This window comes from Kitasatospora sp. NPDC002551 (assembly GCF_040296005.1).
Classification (GTDB): domain Bacteria; phylum Actinomycetota; class Actinomycetes; order Streptomycetales; family Streptomycetaceae; genus Kitasatospora.
Genome location: NZ_JBEOWI010000013.1, coordinates 136,663 through 151,501 on the forward strand (window position 1 = coordinate 136,663; position 14,839 = coordinate 151,501).

General features: G+C 72.2%; 14 protein-coding genes. 5 read left to right on the forward strand and 9 right to left on the reverse strand.

The window, feature by feature from the left end:
- Positions 1-63 precede the first annotated feature (63 nt).
- Positions 64-1,581, forward strand: a complete 1,518-nt coding sequence (locus ABT093_RS14980; protein ID WP_350564221.1) for an MFS transporter — start codon at positions 64-66, stop codon at positions 1,579-1,581.
- An 84-nt stretch (positions 1,582-1,665) separates the two neighbouring features.
- Here the strand turns inward: ABT093_RS14980 and ABT093_RS14985 are convergent, their stop codons facing one another.
- The 3 genes from ABT093_RS14985 to ABT093_RS14995 all read right to left on the reverse strand — a co-directional run bounded on the left by ABT093_RS14985 (position 1,666) and on the right by ABT093_RS14995 (position 4,116).
- On the reverse strand, positions 1,666-2,343 hold the full coding sequence (locus ABT093_RS14985) for a peptidase inhibitor family I36 protein (protein WP_350564223.1): 678 nt from the start codon (positions 2,341-2,343) through the stop codon (positions 1,666-1,668).
- A gap of 115 nt (positions 2,344-2,458) precedes the next feature.
- Positions 2,459-3,490, reverse strand: a complete 1,032-nt coding sequence (locus tag ABT093_RS14990) for a CU044_5270 family protein (protein WP_350564225.1) — start codon at positions 3,488-3,490, stop codon at positions 2,459-2,461.
- Entirely contained in the window at positions 3,487-4,116 is a 630-nt protein-coding gene (locus ABT093_RS14995; RefSeq protein ID WP_350564227.1) for an RNA polymerase sigma factor, read from the reverse strand. The genes ABT093_RS14990 and ABT093_RS14995 overlap by 4 nt, the downstream gene beginning before the upstream one ends.
- A gap of 151 nt (positions 4,117-4,267) precedes the next feature.
- Between ABT093_RS14995 and ABT093_RS15000 the strand changes: the two genes are divergently transcribed.
- Together ABT093_RS15000 and ABT093_RS15005 are read left to right on the forward strand one after the other, a co-directional pair.
- Positions 4,268-4,648, forward strand: coding sequence for a hypothetical protein (locus ABT093_RS15000; protein ID WP_350564229.1), 381 nt, complete (start codon positions 4,268-4,270; stop codon positions 4,646-4,648).
- Positions 4,645-7,005 (forward strand): ATP-binding protein, encoded by a 2,361-nt coding sequence (locus tag ABT093_RS15005; protein ID WP_350564231.1) that lies wholly within the window; start codon positions 4,645-4,647, stop codon positions 7,003-7,005. The genes ABT093_RS15000 and ABT093_RS15005 overlap by 4 nt, the downstream gene beginning before the upstream one ends.
- A gap of 201 nt (positions 7,006-7,206) precedes the next feature.
- On the opposite strand, the gene ABT093_RS15010 is transcribed toward ABT093_RS15005, so the two are convergent.
- Together ABT093_RS15010 and ABT093_RS15015 are read right to left on the reverse strand one after the other, a co-directional pair.
- The gene (locus ABT093_RS15010) at positions 7,207-7,392 is read right to left on the reverse strand and encodes a DUF397 domain-containing protein (RefSeq protein WP_350564232.1); all 186 of its coding nucleotides are present in this window, start codon (positions 7,390-7,392) and stop codon (positions 7,207-7,209) included.
- A complete protein-coding gene (locus tag ABT093_RS15015; protein ID WP_350564234.1) occupies positions 7,392-8,369 on the reverse strand; it encodes a helix-turn-helix domain-containing protein in 978 nt (325 codons plus the stop codon). Before ABT093_RS15015 ends, ABT093_RS15010 begins: the two co-directional genes overlap by 1 nt.
- Positions 8,370-8,448: 79 nt before the next feature.
- On the opposite strand from ABT093_RS15015, the gene ABT093_RS15020 reads away from it, so the two are divergent.
- On the forward strand, positions 8,449-8,811 hold the full coding sequence (locus ABT093_RS15020; RefSeq protein ID WP_350564236.1) for an ATP-binding protein: 363 nt from the start codon (positions 8,449-8,451) through the stop codon (positions 8,809-8,811).
- Positions 8,808-8,930, forward strand: coding sequence for a hypothetical protein (locus ABT093_RS15025; RefSeq protein WP_350564238.1), 123 nt, complete (start codon positions 8,808-8,810; stop codon positions 8,928-8,930). Before ABT093_RS15020 ends, ABT093_RS15025 begins: the two co-directional genes overlap by 4 nt.
- Before the next feature lie 470 nt (positions 8,931-9,400).
- Here the strand turns inward: ABT093_RS15025 and ABT093_RS15030 are convergent, their stop codons facing one another.
- From ABT093_RS15030 to ABT093_RS15045, 4 genes are all read right to left on the reverse strand, one after another.
- Entirely contained in the window at positions 9,401-10,783 is a 1,383-nt protein-coding gene (locus ABT093_RS15030; RefSeq protein WP_350564240.1) for a carotenoid oxygenase family protein, read from the reverse strand.
- Positions 10,780-11,415: a TetR/AcrR family transcriptional regulator gene (locus ABT093_RS15035; protein ID WP_350564242.1), complete on the reverse strand. Its 636-nt coding sequence runs from the start codon at positions 11,413-11,415 to the stop codon at positions 10,780-10,782. Before ABT093_RS15035 ends, ABT093_RS15030 begins: the two co-directional genes overlap by 4 nt.
- A 117-nt stretch (positions 11,416-11,532) precedes the next feature.
- Positions 11,533-12,831: a serine hydrolase domain-containing protein gene (locus ABT093_RS15040; RefSeq protein ID WP_350564244.1), complete on the reverse strand. Its 1,299-nt coding sequence runs from the start codon at positions 12,829-12,831 to the stop codon at positions 11,533-11,535.
- 212 nt (positions 12,832-13,043) lie between these two features.
- The gene (locus ABT093_RS15045) at positions 13,044-14,324 is read right to left on the reverse strand and encodes a serine hydrolase domain-containing protein (protein ID WP_350564246.1); all 1,281 of its coding nucleotides are present in this window, start codon (positions 14,322-14,324) and stop codon (positions 13,044-13,046) included.
- Positions 14,325-14,839: the final 515 nt, after the last annotated feature.

Consider the following 14,839-nt stretch of genomic DNA (forward strand, 5'->3'; position numbering starts at 1 on the left):
TGCGTACAGTGTGCGCATCGACGGAACATCGTACGCATCGTCGTACTTCGGAGGGGAAAAATCATGGAAGGCCGTAACCCGCGGCGCTGGTGGATCCTGATCGTGCTGTGCCTCAGCACGCTGGTCCTGGTGGTCGACAGCATGGCGCTGACCGTGGCGGTGCCGTCGATGACCGAGGACCTGAAGGCCACCGCACAGGACACGCAGTGGATCCTCGACTCCTACATCCTGGTCTTCGCCGGACTGCTGCTGACCTCCGGAAGTCTCGGCGACCGGTTCGGCCGGCGGAAGATCATGATCATCGGCCTGCTGCTCTTCGGAGCGGCCTCGCTGGCGGCGACGGTCTGCAGCAACCCCGGTGAGGTCATCGCGAGCCGGGTGGCGATGGGCGTCGGCGGCGCGCTGATCATGCCCTCGACCCTGTCGATCCTCATCACCGTCTTCGAGGAGGACGAGCGCGGCAAGGCCATGGCGGCCTGGGGCTCGGTCTCGATGCTCGGCCTGGTCGGCAGCCCGGTGCTCGGCGGCGTGCTGATCGACCACTTCTCCTGGCACTCGATCTTCTTCATCAACGTGCCGGTGGTGGTGCTGGCGATCACCGCCGCGCTGGTCCTGATGCCCGAGTCCAAGGGGCCGTGGCAGAAGCCGGACCCGCTGGGCGCGGTCCTCTCGGCGGTCGGCATGACCGCGCTGATCTGGTGGATCATCGAGATCCCGAAGCACGGCGCGTTCGGCGGCACCTCGCTGATCACCCTGGTGGTGGCGGTCGTCGCGCTCGGCGGCTTCGTGATCTGGCAGAACGTGGTGGCGGAGCCGATGGTGCCGCTGGTGCTGTTCAAGAAGCGCAACTTCAGCGGCGGCTCGCTCTCGCTGACCCTGGTCCAGATCGGCAACGGCGGTCTGCTGCTCGTCCTCACCCAGTACCTGCAGTTCGTGCTGGACTACTCACCGCTCAAGGCGGGCCTGGCCTTCGTGCCGATGGCGGTCGCCGCGCTGATCGGCAACGGTGCCGGCGCCGGTCTGACGGCCAAGGTCGGCTTCCGGCCGCTGGTCCTGGTCGGCATGGGGCTGATGGCCGGCTCGTTCGTCCTGCTCAGCACGGTCGACGCGGACACCGGCTTCACCGTCCCGGCGGTGGCGCTGGCCCTGCTCGGCCTGGGCGCCGGCCTCGCGATGCCGGCCGCCGTCGGCGCGCTGATGGGCGAGATCCCGCCGGAGAAGGCGGGCGTCGGCTCGGCCCTGAACGACACCATCCAGCAGGCGGGCACCGCGCTCGGCATCGCGATCCTCGGCTCGCTGCTGGCCAGCGGCTACGCCGACGAGATGCCGGCCGGCTCCTCCGAGGAGGCGAAGCAGTCGATCGTCGGCGCGCTGGCCGAGGCCGGGGCCAAGGGCGACGCGGGTCTGGCCCACGCGGCCCGGGAGGCGTTCACCTCGGCGATGTCCACCACCCTCACGGTGAGCGCGGCGGGCGTCCTGGCGGCGGCCCTGCTGGCGGCGGTGGTGCTGCGGAACAAGAAGGTGGGTGCCACCGAGGCCCCGGAGGCCCCGAAGGAGGACATCGCCGAGCTGGCGGTGTGACACCGGCGGGAGAACGCGACGAAGGCCGGCACCCCGGGGAGGGGGCCGGCCTTCGGGCGTCGGCGCGGGCACCGGGCGGGGCGGCTACAGGACGATGTAGTCCGCCTTGTCGTTCCAGTTGCCGCCGTACGGGTAGCTCAGGCCCGTGAAGTCGTAGCAGTTGCCGTTCCACAGGTAGACCGAGGGGTCCGGCTGCAGGGTGCGGTCGTCGTAGACCGTCAGGTCGCCGCCGGAGCGGAACACGCAGGCGGAGCTGGCCATGTCGCGGAACGACCAGTCGGAGAGGTACTTGGTGCCCGGCTGCGACCAGCGCAGCAGGGAGCCGGAGTAGTTGGCGTGCTCCCAGAGGCAGGCCCAGCCGGAGCCGCAGTCGGAGGTCGCCTGCGGCGACAGCACGACGTTGGCGGCCGCGGCCGGGGCGGCCGCCTTCGCGGCCTTCGTGGCCCGGGCGAGCGCCGGGTCGATGGTGGCGAGCGCCGCGTCGGCCTCGGCGACGCTGTCGTGGCAGTAGACGGCGCCGCCCGTCACCTCGGTGCAGACGCGGGCGCCGTCCCAGCCCTTGGCCAGGTCGATCTGCCGGCCCTTGTAGGTGGCGATCACCGGCTTGGACGGCGTTGCCTTCGTCGAGCCGGCGGACTGCTGGGCGTCGGCGGACGGGGCCGCCGGTGCGGACGGCGCGGGTGTGGCCGTGGCCGCCGGGGCCGCCAGCGCGAGCGCGCCGGCGGCCGCGGTGGCGACGGCGAGCATGCGGAAGGAACGCACGGTCAACTTCTCCCCTGATGAGTCGTGGCAGGACTGTGCTGCCACGACCCAACGCCGGATCAGCCGTTCGCACAATAGTTCCGACAAGGACCGGTCAATGGCTGACCGAATTGGCTCAATGGCTTGATTCTGCGGCCTCCGCGGGCGCCGCCTCGCCGGGGGCGCCGACGATGCCCTGGGCGAGGACGGCGGTGGACGCCACGTCCTCGCCCGTCCTGCCCCACGGGCCGTCCTGGAGCAGGACGGTGCGGGTGCCGAGCAGCCGCAGCGTCGCCCGGTCGAAGATCCACTCGAAGCGCCGGCCGTCGTTCACCCGGGCCACCGCCACCCCGCGCCGTCCGGTGGCGTCGACCGCGTCGTCCACGGCCACCACCCCGGGGATGCGGGCGGCGGCGCGGTAGAGCGCCGAGCCCACCTGGGGCGGGACGACCGAGTCGCGCAGGAGGTCCCCGATGGTGACGAAGGCCTCGTGGTCCGCTCCGGCGGTCGACGCCGAACCGGGACCGTGGTTCGGCCGGGCGTCGGTGTAGATCAGCTTCAGCAGGGTGTCGGGATCGGTCGGCAGATTGGCCAGCAGACGGTAGGTGGGGGAGTTCAGCGAGCCGCCGTGGGCGACGGCGGGGAGCTGGGCGTCGGCGCCGTCGCGGCGCTGGAGGCCGGCGCGGCTGCCGTCCACGGCGGTCCAGCGCTCGGTGGTGGCGGTGATGGGGGCGGGCGCCATGGCGCCGTCGGAGGCCTCGGAGAGCGTGGTGGTGTGGGAGACCGTCCGCAGATAGGTGAACTGGTCGTCCCGGGCGGGGCGCTGGGGCTGGCTGTAGGCGACCTTGGCGATCCGGTCGAGGAGTTCGACGGAGGCGGCGGTGGCGGGCGGCGGCGGGTCCTGCGAGGAGGAGGTGTCGGGGGCGAGGGTGACGGCCGTGATGGCGGCGGCGGTGGCGACGGCGGCCACCACGGCCAGGCCGCGCCAGCGGGCGGTGAGGGCGGAGAAGGGGCGCGGCCGGGCGAACTCGGCGAGGAGGACGTCACGGCGGGCGGCGAGCTGCGAGGGGGAGGGTTCCGGGTGGGGCGGCGGGGGGAGCAGCCGGGCGAGTTCACGGCGCTCGCTGTGCTCGTTCCACTCGGAGTGGTCGGTGCGTGTGTTGCTCATGGCCGCCTTTCCTGGTGGTGGCCCACGGGCTGATGGCTGATGGCGAGGCCGGAGGGAGCCGGGGCGACCGAGGAGGCCCGGCGTGGTGCGGGCGGATCCTCGGCGTCCACGATCCGGCGGAGCTTGTCCCGGACGCGCGAGAGCCGGGAGCGGACGGTGCCGACGGGTATGCCCAGGGCCTGGGCGGCCTCGGCGTAGCCGAGCCCGGACCAGACGACGAGCGTGAACACCTCGCGCTCCGGACCGCCGAGCTGGTCGAGCGCGCGCACGGCGGCCGCGGCCGTGCCGGCGTCGGTGATCCGGCTGACGACCTCGTCGGCGAAGTCGGGGATCGGGTCGCGCCGGGGCAGCCGGGACATCGCGTCCCGGTGCCGGCGCGCGGTGCGGGCGGTGTTGCGGAGCACGTTGGTGGCGATGGCCAGCAGCCAGGCGCGGGGGTGCAGGACCTCGTCGCGGAGCTTCCTGCGGAGCCGCCAGGCTTCGAGGAAGGTGAGGGAGACGATGTCGTCCGCGAGGTCGCGGTCCCCGGTGGATCTGTACGCGTGCGCGAAGACCGTGCGAGCGTGCTGATCGTAGAGCTCGGCGAAGAGCTGCCGCTCGCCGGCCTGCGTCTGCTTACTGGACAAGGAGGACTCCACGCAGAACTGGTGTCCGCAGGGCGGAGGTGGTTCCAGGGAAGTTCGAGGATGCCGACCTGCGGTCTCGGGGATGGAATGATATTCGGTCACAAGGAATGCCCGAGCTCGGGAGTTGGGGGTGGCGCGGGTGCGCCGGTGGATGTGGTGGACCGTGGCCGCGGTCTGCGCGGCGGCGGGGGTCGGCCTGGTGGCCGTCGCGGCGCTGGGGGAGCTGGAGGGCGCGGACAAGATCGCGAGCGTGACCGGTGCGGTCGTCGCGCTGGCCGGCGTTCCGCTGACCCTGCTCGCACTGCGGCGGTCCGCGGGGCCTGCCGCGCCGGGCGGGAACGTGCGGGAGGTGCGGGTGCGGGCCGCGGAGGGCGGCATCGCCGCGGCCGGCAGCATCACCGCGGCCGGCGCTGCTCCCGGGGGCGGGGTCGTGGACGGGGTCGACACGCGTGAGGTGCGCGCCACCGGGCCCGGCTCGATCGCCGCCGGCGGGGACATCGTCGGCATCGACCTGAGCGGGCGGCGCTCGTGACGCGTGAACTGCCCTGGAAGAAGCCGCGCGCCGGGCAGCCGGTCACCGGGCGGGAGGTCGCGGCCTCCGGGGAGGGCGCGGTCGGCGCGGGTGGTGACATCGCCCATGCCGCACTCGGTGAGCAGAGCACTGTCGAGCACACCGAGCTGCGGGCCGACGGCACCGGAAGGATCCACCAGGCCGGCCGGGACATCCATGTCCACGAGCACCACCACGCGCCGCTGCCCGCTGCCGTGCAGTCGGCGTTGGCTCCTCCTCCAGCCGTCCCGGCGGGCTTCACCAGCCGGAGCGAGGAGTTGGAGGAACTACTCGACCTGCTGCGTCCGGTTGCCGACCCGGAGCCGGTGGTGGTGGCGTCGGTGCTGGGCATGGGAGGGATGGGCAAGACCACCCTGGCCCTCGCCGTCGCCCACGCGGCGATCGAGCGGGGCCTGTTCAGTGGGGTGCTGTTCCTGGACCTGCACGGCTACGACGACACCACTCTCGACGCCGACCAGGTTCTCGATGCCGCCCTGCGCGCCCTGGGAACCGATCCCGAGCGGATCCCGCCGGGGGCCGACCAGCGTGCCGCCTACTATCGCGCCCAACTGGCCGTGCGGGAGCAGGCCGGGGAACGCGTCCTCGTCCTCGCCGACAACGCCAACGCCGCCGAACAGGTGCGGCACCTCGTCCCCGGTGCCGGTCCGCACCGGCTGCTGGTGACCTCCCGCGACGACTTCACCGCCGCACTCGGTGCCCGGCTGGTGGACCTGGACGTGCTTGACCCCGAACAGTCCGTCGCCCTCATGGCCGCCGCCCTGCGCCGCACCTTGCCCAAGGACCGGCGGATCGCCGACGACCCCGACGGCGCGGCCCGGGTCGCCGAACTGTGCGGCCACCTGCCGCTCGCCTTGCAGATCGCCGCCGCCCAGCTGGTCGCCGAGAAGGGGCTGAAGCCGAGTCGGCTCGCCGACGACATGCATGACCTGGGCGAGCGCCTCGACGTGCTGGAGGACGGCCCACGGGCCGTACGCGCCGTGCTGGAACGTTCCTATCAGCGGCTGTCCCTGCCCCACGCCGAGTTGTTCCGCCTTCTCGCGGTCAATCCGGGACCGGACCTGTCCACCGAGACGGCCGCTGCGGTCACCAGCATCAGCAAGCTCAGGGACGTCCGGGCCCGTCTCGTCGCACTCTCCAAGGCCAGCTTGATCCGCCAGGACCCCGACACCGGGCGCTGGCACATGCACGACCTGGTGCGCGCCTACGCCGGCGAACAAGCCGCTCGACACCCCGCCCACACCGCCACTGCTCTGCAACGCCTCCTGGACCACTACACCTTCACCACCCACGAGGCGGAGGCACGCGTGAATCCGGTCGAGCACGGTGTCGGCGTGGGACAGCAATTCAGCGGCCGGGCAGAGGCGCTGGCATGGCTGGCCGCCGAGCGCGCCAACCTTGTCGCCGCCGTCCATACCGCCCACGCCGCAGGTCGCTACGAAACCGCCCAACACCTCACCTCCCACCTCAGCTTCTACCTCAACCTGCGTCGCCGCCTCGACGACCACCTGGACATCGCCAGAATCGCTCTGGCCGCAGCACACGACAGCCGTGACCCTCGCGGGGAGGCCAGCGCGTGGATCGAGCTCGGTCTCGCACTGCAGGCCTTGCGGCGATTCGAGGAGGCCGAGGCGGCCCATCGCACCGCTCTTACCCAGCACCAGAGCCTTGGCGACCACCAAGGGGAAGCCACTGCGCGGAGCAACATCGGCAACGTGCTCTGGGCGTTGCGGCGATTCGAGGAGGCCGAGGCGGCCCACCGCACCACCCTCTCCCAGTACCAGGCTCTCGGCGACCACCACGGCGAAGCCGTCGCCTGGGATGATCTCGGCGTCGTGCTGCAGGCGTTGCGGCGATTCGAGGAGGCCGAGGCGGCCCATCGCACCGCTCTGACCCGCCATCAGGACCTCGGCGACCATCACCGGGAAGCCACCGCCTGGAACAACCTCGGCGTCGTGCTGCAGGCGTTGCGGCGATTCGAGGAGGCCGAGGCGGCCCATCGCACCGCTCTGACCCGGCACCAGGACCTCGGCGACCATCACCGGGAAGCCATCGCCTGGAACAACCTCGGCACCACACTGCGGAGTCGAGGGGCGATGGTCGAGGCGATTGACGCCGGCGAGCGGGCCGTCGGCTTGTTCGAGAACCTGGACGACCGGCATCGGCTGGGCGCGGCATCCGACGAACTCGCCGACACCCTCCTCGCCGCCCAGCGACCCGCCGCCGAGGTGCGGGCCATGCGAGAGGCCTCGGCAGCGGCATACCGGGCATGCGGCGCCGTGGAGGAAGCCGAGAAGGCGCTGAGCAAGGCCGACGAGTAGTCGCCCCGGTCCGAGCAGTCCAAGGGACCGCGTCGATCCGACACACACAACGGAGACCGGAGAAGCACCGGTGGCGGGACAGGGAGATGCGGCATGGTGGCGGCGGAAAAGGGCTGTGGAGGCCAGAGCATGCCGGCGTGCTAACTGAACCCGGGCCGCGCCCTTCGCTGCTCAGCGAAGGGCGCGGCTGGAAGATCAGCGTCAGGCGTTGAATTCGCCGATCTGGATGCCGGCCACGAGGTCACGCCATTCCGTGACGGTCAGCCGGGCTATGGAGGAGGGGTGGAGACTGCTCCGGACATAGACGCCGTCATCGGTGATGGCCACCTCCGGGCAGTTGTTGGCGTTCGCGCACGACGACGGTCGTGCCCACGAGAGTTCCTCCATCAGAGCTCCTTCTTGATCTTTGAAATCAGGTCGCGAGAACCGTCCACGGAGAGCGACCGTTCGGTCATCACCTTCATGAGTCCGCGGTACTTCTCCAGATGCTCCGTCGTGTGCAGGAACGTCGGACCTTCGACAGTGTCGTACTGCACGGTGTCGAGGCGCGGAACCGGGCCGTTCATGTAGATCAGGGCTTGCCCGGATCCCATGAAGCCCCCGGAGTCGAAGCTGATGACGCGAAGCGTGATGTGCGAACGCTCCGACAGTTCCAGCATCCAGTTCAGCTGTTCCCGCAGCACCTCGCGTCCGCCGAACTGCATGCGGAGCGCGGCCTCGTGCACGATCGCGGTATAGGGCGCCGCGCCTTCTGACATCAGGATATCGGCCCGGCGCATGCGATGCTCAACGCGCGTTTCGACTATGCGCGGAGTCAGTGGAGTTTGGGCATTCCGGAAGATTGCCCTGCTGTACCGCTCGGACTGCATGGGGCCCGGCGGATGGCAGATCTGATAGGACTGCATCGCCTTTGCGTAGTACTCCTGCTCGGCAAGGTCGAGGAATCCGAGCGGTACGGCTCCCCGGTATTCCTCCCACCACCCCTTGGAGCGATCACCCGCCATCGTCGCGAGCGCCGAGACGAACGCATCGTCGGTCTCGCCGTACTTGCGGGCAAGCGCGGTGACTCTCTCCGGTGTCACCGCGTAGAGGGCCTGCTCGATCAGCGTGATCTTTGTGCGGTCCACGCCGAGGACCGTGGAGGCCTCGGCGGTGGTCGTGCCGGCGGCATCTCGCATCTTCCGTAGCTCGATGCCGACCCGCTGCCTTCGTGCACTTGGGGTAGGTGGCATGCGCCCAAGCATCCACCGTGAGCGTTGCACGAGTCCAGCCGCGATTGGCGGTACAAATACCGACTCCGGTGGTACATGTACCGCTTGATGCTCTACAGTCTGTGACGCACCGCTCACCGGACGGATTGTCATCAACCTCCCTCAGCCGGGCAGTTGGCACCCTCATGCCTCCCTCCGGTGCGCCCCCACCTACACCGCTGGGAGTGTCCCCATGTGTAACCGCAACACCCCCTCCCTCATCGTCGCCCGAGAGACCCTCCGGTCGTCCATGGACCTCGCCGGCTTCCTCCCCGAGGCCGTCGCGGACGCCGAACTCGCCCTCGTCGAGCTCATCGTCAACGCCTGGCGCCACGGCCGGACGATCGCGCCGGTCGTCGTCGTCCGCATCCTCGACCGGACGCTCCGCGTCTCGGTCGGCGACGACTCCTCCGACCTCCCCGTCCCTCTCACCCCGGCCGGGCTCGCCGAGTCCGGCCGGGGGCTCCAGCTCGTCCAGGGCCTCACCCACCGCTGGGGCGCCGAACCCCAGAAGCGCGGCAAGCTGGTCTGGTTCGAGCTCGACGCCGCCGCGTGACCGTGCTCGGCCTCCTGGCGCTCATCATCACGGCGGCCGTCGTCGGCGCCGTCTGCCGGCTCCGCTCGGACTTCCTCCACGAGCGCCAACGCGACCGCGATCACCGCATACCCGAGTAGGCCCGGCGGGCGGGCGCGTCCGACCTGACCGGCTGCCCGGTCGGTCAGGTCGGACGCCAGTGCCGGGGACGTTGCCCCGCCATCGCCGCCGCAGGGGTGGGCGAGGATGGCGACGGCCCCGGCCCGATCATCGTCCCGGTGCCGAACTGCCGCCGTCCATCTGCCGATCGGCGGGTCGTCGCTCCTCCTGTGAGCGCAGCCTGGCTTCGGCGATCACCGTGCTGCTGCGGTCCCGCCGTGGAAAGCGCCGCGAAGTACGCCATCCCAGCCATCGCCTTGGCGTTCCTGCGACCGGCGACCTTTGGGGGATCACGAACGGCACCTGGGAGGCTTCCTGGGTGACGGATGCCGGATACCAGGTACACATCGACGTCGTCGGCCCGAAGAAGTGTCACATCACGCTGGCGAACGCGGTCGAGGAGGACGGAAAGCACGCCCTCACGTCCAGCCGCATCGCTACCGAGTGGACGCTAGTGCGTCCCTGACTCATCGTCCGGCACCCAGTTGCCGTGCAGGCCGAGCGGTACCCGTGCCGGCAGGTGGATGCGGGCGACCGGTTCGCCGGTGAAGTCCTGGGCGGCGAGGATCACCAGGTCGGCGGCGCCGCGCTCCGGATCGTGGACGTAGGCCATCACATAGCCGTCGTCCTCCGCGGTCGGGTGCTCGGCGGCCACGAACACCCCCTCGCCCACGGCCCCGAACCGCCCGAACTCGTGCGCCTCGGTGGTGCCGCGCAGCAGGTCGTGCTTCAGCAGCGCACTGCTGAAGCCCTCGTCCGGCCGGTTGTCCTCGGGCCCGGCGGGCGGCGCGTACAGCTCGACGGCGGCGGCGTAGCCGTACCGGTACGGCTGCCCCGTGTACCGGGGGTTGAGCCGGGGGAACTCCTGGATGCGGTCGTCGAGGCGTTCCTCCCGCACCCGGCCGGCCGTGAGGTCGACCGTCCAGCGGTCCAGGGTCGGGCGGCTGGTGCCGAAGTCCCGGATCGCGAAGCCCTCGGGGTGGCGGACGATGTCCACGACGACCTCCGCCCCGCGCTGGTGGGCGTTGAGGGTGTGGCCGACGAGGCCCGGCGCGACCTCGAACCACCGCACCTCGCCGCCCTCCCGGGACATCACGCCCACCCGGGCCCGGTGGCCGTCGTCCCAGACGAACGGCACGCCGGTGCCCAGGTGCGCGGCGCTGAAGACCACGGGCGCGTCGTAGAGGACGACGTAGTCCTCGGTCAGCGCGAAGTCGTGCATGTACGGGCTGCCCGGCGTGGGAACGGTCGTGACGCGGCGGACGGTACCGGTGTCGTCCATGACGATGTGCTGCACGGCCTCGGCGCCGTAGCGGAAGGCCACCGAGTGCAGTTCACGGGCGCGTGGATCGAACACGGAGTGCGCGTTGGCGGTGTAGCCCTCGGGCGTCCCGCCGAGGTCGCAGGCGCCCACCGTGTCCAGCTCGTACGTCAGCTCGTACGGCTTCAGCCCGCCCTCGATGAGCGCGAAGGTGCGGCCGTCCAGCCCGGCGACCTGCACGTTCGGCGCGAAGTCCATGCGCTCGTCGACGGGGGCGCCACGGCGCGGCTCACCGAGCCGGTCGGCGACGGAGGCGGACCGGACCCAGCGGTTGCGGTACCACTCGGCGCGGCCGTCGCGGATGCGGACGCCGTGCACCATGCCCTCGCCGAGCGTCCAGATGTGCGCGGCCGGGTCCTCGACGCCGAGCGGGTTGGGGCCGATGCGCAGGTAGCGGCCGCTGAGGTGGGCGGGTATCCGGCCGGTGACGGGGAGGTCGTGGGCGGTGACCTCCTCGGTAACGGGGGCGAAGCTGCCCGACAGGTAGCGGTTGGTGCGTGCGGGGGCGGTCATGCGGTCGGTCCTCCGTCCGGCCCGGGGGCGTCGGCGAGGAAGGCCCGGCCGACCGCCGCCATCAGCGCCGTGAAGCGGCGGTCCGCGGTGTCGGGCGGGAAGTGGCCGGCGAGTTCGAGGCTGACCGCGCCGTGTGCGGCGGCCCAGAGCAGCTTGGAGATCTCGTACGGGTCGCCGGGGCGGAAGACACCGGCGGTGATGCACGCTCCGACGGCGGCCACGGAGGTCTCGAACGCGGTCTCGGCGGAGGCGAGGGATTCGGCGCTCGGACGGTAGCCGGGGATGGCCTGCTCGAACATGACGCGGTAGTAGGCGGGTTCGGCCAGGGCGTGCTGCCGGTACGCGGCGCCGAGGTCGTTGAGGTGGGTCAGCGGGTCGTCGGTGAGCCGGGTCTGCTCCTGGGTGCGGCGCAGCCGGGCGAAGCCTTCCCGGTACAGGGCGTCGGCGAGCCCTTCCTTGGCGCCGAACATGGTGTAGAGGACCTTCGTCGACGCGCCGATCTCGGCGGCGACCCGCCGCATGGTCAGTGCGGCGGGGCCGTCGGCGATGAGGAGGCCGATCGCGCAGTCGAGGACGGCGGCGCGGGCCGATTCCTGGCCGCGCTGTAACGCGGCCTGGTAGATCGTGTTCATGGGTAACAGCGTAACCATGGAGAAACGCTGTTACCACCCCTTGGCGGAACCAGGGTTGACGGACCGTCCGCAGCGGGCCGGCGCCGACCTGCGGTCGGCGCCGGCCCTGGAGGGCGCTCAGCGCGCGGCGCCCACCGCGCTCGGGCTCCGCAGCGCCGAGAGCCCGGCGCGCGCGTCCGCGGCCGCCCCCGCCGGGGCCGAGGTGCCGCACAGGGTCTTGATCGCCACGTCGACGACCGCCGCGTCGAGGCCCGACGGGTCCGTGCCCTCGTACGGGTTGTACGACAGCGCGACCTGCCGCTTCCCGTCCGCCGTGCCGAACAGCAGGGTGCCCCAGCCCGGGATGCCGCCGTCGTGGCCCCACAGCGGGCCGCAGCCGAAGTCGGCCTGGGCCACGCCGAGTCCGTAGAACGAGTGGCCCGATCCGGTCGGCACCGTCCGCTTGAGCTCGGCCTGCTCGGCCGGCCGCAGCAGCTTGCCGCCGAACAGGGCGGCGTGGAAGCGGTTGAGGTCGGCGGTGGTGGAGATGCCGTTGCCCGCCGCGTCGGCGACGGACGGGTTGAGCCGGGTGATGTCCGCCGGACCCTCCGCCAGCTTGGCGTAGGCGTGGGTGTGCGGGCCGCGCACGCCGGTCTCGGAGCGGGGGAACACCGTGTCGTCGAGGTGCAGCGGTTTGACGATCCGGCGCTCGACCTCGCGCTGCCAGCTGTTCCCGGTCAGTTTCCTGATCAGCATCCCGGCGAGGACGTAGTTGGTGTTCGAGTACTTCCAGCCCTCGCCCGGCGCGAAGTACGGCGGGTGGGCGAAGCCGACGGCGATCAGCTGCTCCGGCCGGTAGTCCTGCCAGCGGCTCGCCCCGTGGACCCAGTCGCGCAGGCTCGCCTCGTCCCGGTAGAAGAACTGCGGGTCCTCCAGGTAGTCGAACAACCCGCTGGTGTGGTTGAGCAGTTGGCGCACGCTGATCGCCCCGCCGTTCGGGACGACGCCCGGCAGGTAGCGCTCCACCGGGTCGTCCAGCCGCAGCTTGCCCTCGGCGACCAGCTGGAGCGCGACCGTGGACACGAAGGTCTTGGTGACGCTGCCGATCCGGAACCGGCCGTCCGGCCTGACCGGCTGCCCGGTGGTCAGGTCGGCCGTGCCGGCCGCGCCGCGCCAGATCCGGCGGCCGTCCTGCCGGACCTCGGCGAACGCGGCCGTCGAGGAGCCGTCCGCGATGAACGCCTGCAGCTCGGCCTGGGCGTCGACGCCGCCCTTGCGGTCCTCGCTCCCCGCGGGCGCGGTGGGCGTGGCGGGCGCGGCCGCCATCGCCGCCGCCGGGGCGAGCGTGACGACCGTCGCCCCGGCCAGTGCGACGGCGGCCAGCCGCATGCCCAACCGGCCGAGTCTGCGCGGTGCGTGAGCCTGAACGAACGCCATGGTGAACCAGCCTCCCCGGCCCGTGCGTCGGGCCCTCGCCGCTCAGACTCGCACCCGCCCCACCCGCCTCGCGTCGTCCTCCGGACGGCCTCGCGGGCCCCCGCGGTCCACCGCCGGTATCCCGGGACCCGGCCGAACGGCGGGGGTGGCACGCAGGCCAATCGGCGTCACCGGGCTTGACACCGCACCCTCCCCGCCGTCCGGCGGGTCGCTCAACGTACGAAGGTGAAGGCCGAGTTCGCCGTGGCGCCCGTGGCGCCCTTGGCGCCGGGCGTGCCGGAGCCGCAGGACGCGTTCACGATGAAGGCGTTCAGCGTGGTGAAGGTCTCCTCGGTCTCGGCCCCCTGCGAGAGGGTGAAGGAGAGCGAGAACTGCCGGGTGCCGTCCTTCGGCCCGAGCCACACCGTGTTGTAGCCCGGTATCCCGCCGGTGTGGCCCCAGACCTCGCCGCAGGGCAGGTCGTACCGGATCAGGCCCAGCCCGTAGTGCGCGCCGATCATCGGCGCCGGGACGGCCGTGGTCATCTCCGCGAACCGGGCCGCCGACAGCAGCCTGCCGCCGAACAGGGCGGCGTGGAAGCGGTTGAGGTCGGCGGTGGTGGAGATGCCGTCGCCGGCCGCGTCGCCGAAGCTCGGATTGATCAGTGTGAGGTCGGCCAGGCCCTCCGGCAGCTTGGCGTACCCGTGCGCGTGCGGGCCGGGTATGCCCGGCCGGGCGCCCGCGAACACCGTGTTGTCGAGGTGCAGCGGCTTGACGATCCGCCGGTCCACCTCGCCGCGCCAGTTGTGCCCGGTGACCTTGCGGACCACCTCGCCGATGAGGACGTAGTTGGTGTTCGAGTAGTGCCAGCCCTGCCCGGGCGGGAAGTACGGCGTCCCGTGCACGCCGACCTCGATCAGCTGGGCCGGGCTCCAGGTCGTCCAGCGGCGGTCGGCGAGGTAGCTGCGCAGGCTGGCCTCGTCCTGGTAGAGGAAGCGCGGGTCCTCCAGGTAGTCGTACAAGCCGCTGGTGTGGTTGAGCAGTTGGCGCAGGGTGATCGTGCCGCCGTTCGGGACGACGCCCGGCAGGTAGCGCTCCACCGGGTCGTCCAGCCGGAGCTTCCCCTCGTCGACGAGCTGCAGCACGACCGTGGAGACGAAGGTCTTGGTGACGCTGCCGATCCGGAACCGGCCGTCGGCGCGCGGCGGTCGCGGCGAGTCGAGGTCGTTGACCCCGGCGGCGTCGCGCCAGACCCGGCGGCCGTTCTCGCGCGCCTCGCCGAGCGCGGCCGTCGAGGAGCCGCGCTCGACGATGGCCCGCAGCTCGGGGCTCAGGTCGACCCGCGCGGCGGCGCCGGCCGACGCGGTGGCGGGAGCGCTCCCGCCGTCGGCCGCCACGGCCGCCGTCGGGGCGAGCGCGAGGACGGTGGCGCCGGCCAGCGCGGCGGCGGCGAGCCGCACGGCGCGGGTGGCAGAGGTGGCAGAGGTGGCAGGGGTGGTGCGGGTGACGTTCACGGTGATCCCTCCCCGGGCCCGAACTCCGGGCCCCTGAGGCCAAGTTCGCACATGTTGGGGTCATCCGCGTCGTCCTCCGGAGCGGCCCCGGCGGCCCTCCGGGGTATGGCACGACCCGGCCGAACGGCGGGGGTGGCGGGAAGGCGGATCGGCATCACCGGGGTTGACGGCGCCCGCCGGTGGACGTCGCCGTGGCGGCCGGGGCGACGTTCGGTCAGGTGTCGAGGCCGCCTTCGGGAGCGGCGGCGGAGTGCCCGTACGGTTCGCCCTCGGTTCGGGCGACGGGCTCCCGGCCGTACGGGCGGAGCGACGGCGGGGTCGGCCAACGGCAGGTCCCGGCCGAACGCCGTTCACGCGGCCCGGTGCGGCGAGGACGGCTGCCGCCCGGCCATGGGGCACAGCCACGGCCGGGCACCCCGCGAACGCGGGGCGGCGGCGCCCCCCCCGGGGGGGGGGCCCCCGGCCGCCCCGGCGGCCCGGCCGGGGCCCCGGCCCGGGGGGCCGCGAGCGCCACC